Annotated in this window: 2 protein-coding genes; both read left to right on the plus strand. The window is 62.2% G+C overall.

Going from position 1 to position 3,369, the window contains the following annotated elements; genetic code table 11:
- Positions 1-74: 74 nt before the first annotated feature.
- Positions 75-1,598 carry a histidine ammonia-lyase gene (gene hutH / locus ACW9JC_RS29475; RefSeq protein WP_457459448.1) on the plus strand — a complete coding sequence of 508 codons (1,524 nt, stop codon included), beginning with the start codon at positions 75-77 and terminating at the stop codon, positions 1,596-1,598.
- Between the two features lie 111 nt (positions 1,599-1,709).
- Positions 1,710-3,248: a histidine ammonia-lyase gene (gene hutH / locus ACW9JC_RS29480; protein ID WP_338584274.1), complete on the plus strand. Its 1,539-nt coding sequence runs from the start codon at positions 1,710-1,712 to the stop codon at positions 3,246-3,248.
- Positions 3,249-3,369: the final 121 nt, after the last annotated feature.

A 3,369-nucleotide genomic window follows, 5' to 3' on the forward strand; every position in this document is an offset into this window, starting at 1 on the left:
GGAGATGCTTGTGGGAGCTGGCTTGCCAGCGATGGGGCCGGTAAAGCTGCATCAATATTTGGATGAGGTCAAAGATGTCCCAGGCTGAAAAAATCGTTATCACCGAAGCGCAGGTCACTTGGCAGGACGTGGTCGCCGTGGCCCGCGATGGCGCGCAGCTCGAGCTGTCGGCACCGATCTGGGCGCGCATCGAAAACGCTCAGGCCATCGTCCAGCGCATCGTCTCCAGCGGCGAACGTGCCTACGGCATCAACACCGGCCTGGGCGCGCTGTGCAACGTCTCGCTGCAGGACGAACAACTCAGCCAGTTGTCGCGTAATACCTTGCTCAGCCACGCCTGTGGTGTCGGCGCGCCGCTGAGCGACGAACAGGCCCGCGCGATCATGTGCGCGGCCATCGTCAACTACAGCCACGGCAAATCCGGCCTGCATCGTCAGGTGGTTGAAGCGCTGCTGGCGCTGCTCAACCGCGGCATCACTCCGCAAGTGCCGTCCCAGGGTTCGGTGGGTTACCTCACCCACATGGCGCACATCGGCATCGCGCTGTTGGGCGTGGGCAATGTCAGCTATCGCGGGCAGATCGTATCGGCTCAGCAGGCGCTGGCTGAAGAAGGCCTGCAACCGGTAAAACTCGGCGCCAAAGACGGTTTGTGCCTGGTCAACGGCACGCCGTGCATGAGCGGCCTGAGCTGCCTGGCCATCGCCGACGCCACGCGCCTGCTGCACTGGGCCGACGTGATCGGCGCCATGAGCTTCGAAGCCCAGCGCGGGCAGATTGACGCGTTCGATGCCGAGATCATCGCGCTCAAACCGCACCCGGGCATGCAACAGGTCGGTATCAACCTGCGCGCCTTGCTCGACGGCAGCGAAGTGATCGCCCAGAGCAAAGGCATTCGCACGCAAGATGCCCTGAGCATTCGCTCGATTCCGCAGGTACACGGCGCTGCACGCGATCAACTGGTGCACGCGATCAAGCAGATCGAAACCGAGCTCAACGGCGCCACCGACAACCCCCTGGTGCTGGGCACTGCGGACAATTACCGCGTGGTTTCCCAGGCCAACCCGCACGGTCAATCCGTGGCGTTGGCGGCGGACCTGCTGGCGATCGCCATGGCGGAAATCGGCTCCATCGCCGAGCGGCGCCTCGACCGTTTGATCAACCCGCACGTCAGCGGTCTGCCGGCATTTTTGGTGGCCAATCCGGGGGTGAATTCCGGGATGATGATCGTGCAGTACGTCGCCGCTTCGCTGTGTGCGGAGAACCGCCAATTGGCGCAACCGGCAGTGCTCGACAACTACGTGACTTCGGGTCTGCAGGAAGATCACCTGAGCATGGGCACCAACGCCGCACTCAAGCTGCATCGCGCGCTGGAAAACTGCACGCAGATCCTTGCCATCGAATACTTGCTGGCGGCCCAGGCGTTTGAATTTTTGAAAGAGCAGCGCTTCGGCGCGGGCACCGATGCCGCGTGGCGTCTGCTGCGTGAACGGGTTCCGGCTTACGATCAGGATCGTTGGTTGGCACCGGACATCGCCGCCGCTGCTGGCGTGTTGAAAGACGCGAATTTGCTGCACAACACTTTGCCGAACCTGAACTGATTTCTACATAAGCCAGCGTGCCAAGGCGCCAGCCCCCCAAAAGGTGGGAAGCGACGGACAACGGACATCTCCGGAGCGTCTGGTTAGTTAATAAAAACTCTCAAAAGGAGAATGAATGTGACTGCGCTTAATTTGATCCCTGGCCAACTGACCCTCGCTCAACTGCGTGAGGTGTATCAGCAACCGGTGAAACTGACCCTCGACAACAGCGCCTCGGCGCAGATCGAAGCCAGCGTTGCCTGCGTGGAACAGATCCTCGCCGAAAACCGCACCGCCTACGGCATCAACACCGGTTTCGGCCTGCTGGCTTCGACCCGCATCGCCAGCGAAGACCTGGAAAACCTGCAGCGCTCGCTGGTGCTGTCCCACGCCGCCGGCGTCGGCCAACCGATCAGCGATGAGCTGGTGCGCCTGGTCATGGTGCTCAAGGTCAACAGCCTGAGCCGTGGTTTCTCCGGCATTCGCCGCGTGGTGATCGACGCGCTGATCGCCCTGATCAACGCCGAGGTATACCCGCACATTCCGCTGAAAGGTTCGGTCGGTGCATCGGGTGACCTGGCGCCTCTGGCCCACATGTCGCTGGTGCTGCTGGGCGAAGGCAAGGCGCGCTACAAAGGTGAGTGGATGGAAGCCACCGAAGCGCTGAAAGTCGCTGGTCTGGCGCCGCTGACCCTGGCTGCGAAAGAAGGCCTGGCGCTGCTCAACGGCACTCAGGTTTCCACCGCGTTTGCCCTGCGTGGCCTGTTCGAAGGCGAAGACCTGTTCGCCGGTGCCCTGGCGCTCGGCGGCCTGACCGTTGAAGCGGTATTGGGCTCGCGCTCGCCGTTCGATGCACGCATCCACGCTGCCCGTGGCCAGAAAGGCCAGATCGACGCCGCTGCCGCTTACCGCGATCTGCTGGGCGAGCGCAGCGAAGTGTCCGACTCCCACGAGAACTGTGAAAAAGTCCAGGACCCGTACTCGCTGCGCTGCCAGCCGCAAGTCATGGGCGCCTGCCTGACTCAGTTCCGTCAGGCCGCCGAAGTGCTGGCCGTCGAAGCCAACGCCGTCTCCGATAACCCATTGGTGTTCGCTGCCGAAGGCGACGTGATTTCCGGCGGCAACTTCCACGCCGAGCCGGTGGCCATGGCCGCTGACAACATGGCGTTGGCCATCGCCGAAATCGGCTCCCTGAGCGAACGCCGCATCTCGCTGATGATGGACAAGCACATGTCGCAACTGCCGCCATTCCTGGTGGCCAACGGCGGCGTGAACTCCGGCTTCATGATTGCCCAGGTGACGGCTGCTGCACTGGCCAGCGAAAACAAGGCGCTGTCCCATCCGCATTCGGTGGATAGCCTGCCGACCTCCGCCAACCAGGAAGACCATGTGTCGATGGCTCCGGCTGCGGGCAAGCGCCTGTGGGAAATGGCTGAGAACACTCGCGGGATTCTCGCGGTGGAATGGTTGGCGGCGGTGCAGGGTCTGGACCTGCGCAACGGTCTGAAGACGTCGACGAAGCTGGAAAAGGCTCGCGCCATTCTGCGTAAAGAAGTGCCGTTTTATGAGAAGGACCGGTTCTTTGCGCCGGACATCAATGCGGCGACTGAACTGTTGGCTTCGCGTTGTCTGACTGAATTGGTTCCGGCCAAGTTGCTTCCAAGCCTTTAACCTGTAACCGATCGTTCCCACGCTCTGCGTGGGAATGCCTCTAGGGACGCTCCGCGTCCAGTGACGCAGAGCGTCACGGGCTGCATTCCCACGCAGAGCGTGGGAACGATCATTGTGGAGA

It is taken from the genome of Pseudomonas sp. SDO5591_S426, assembly GCF_054070755.1.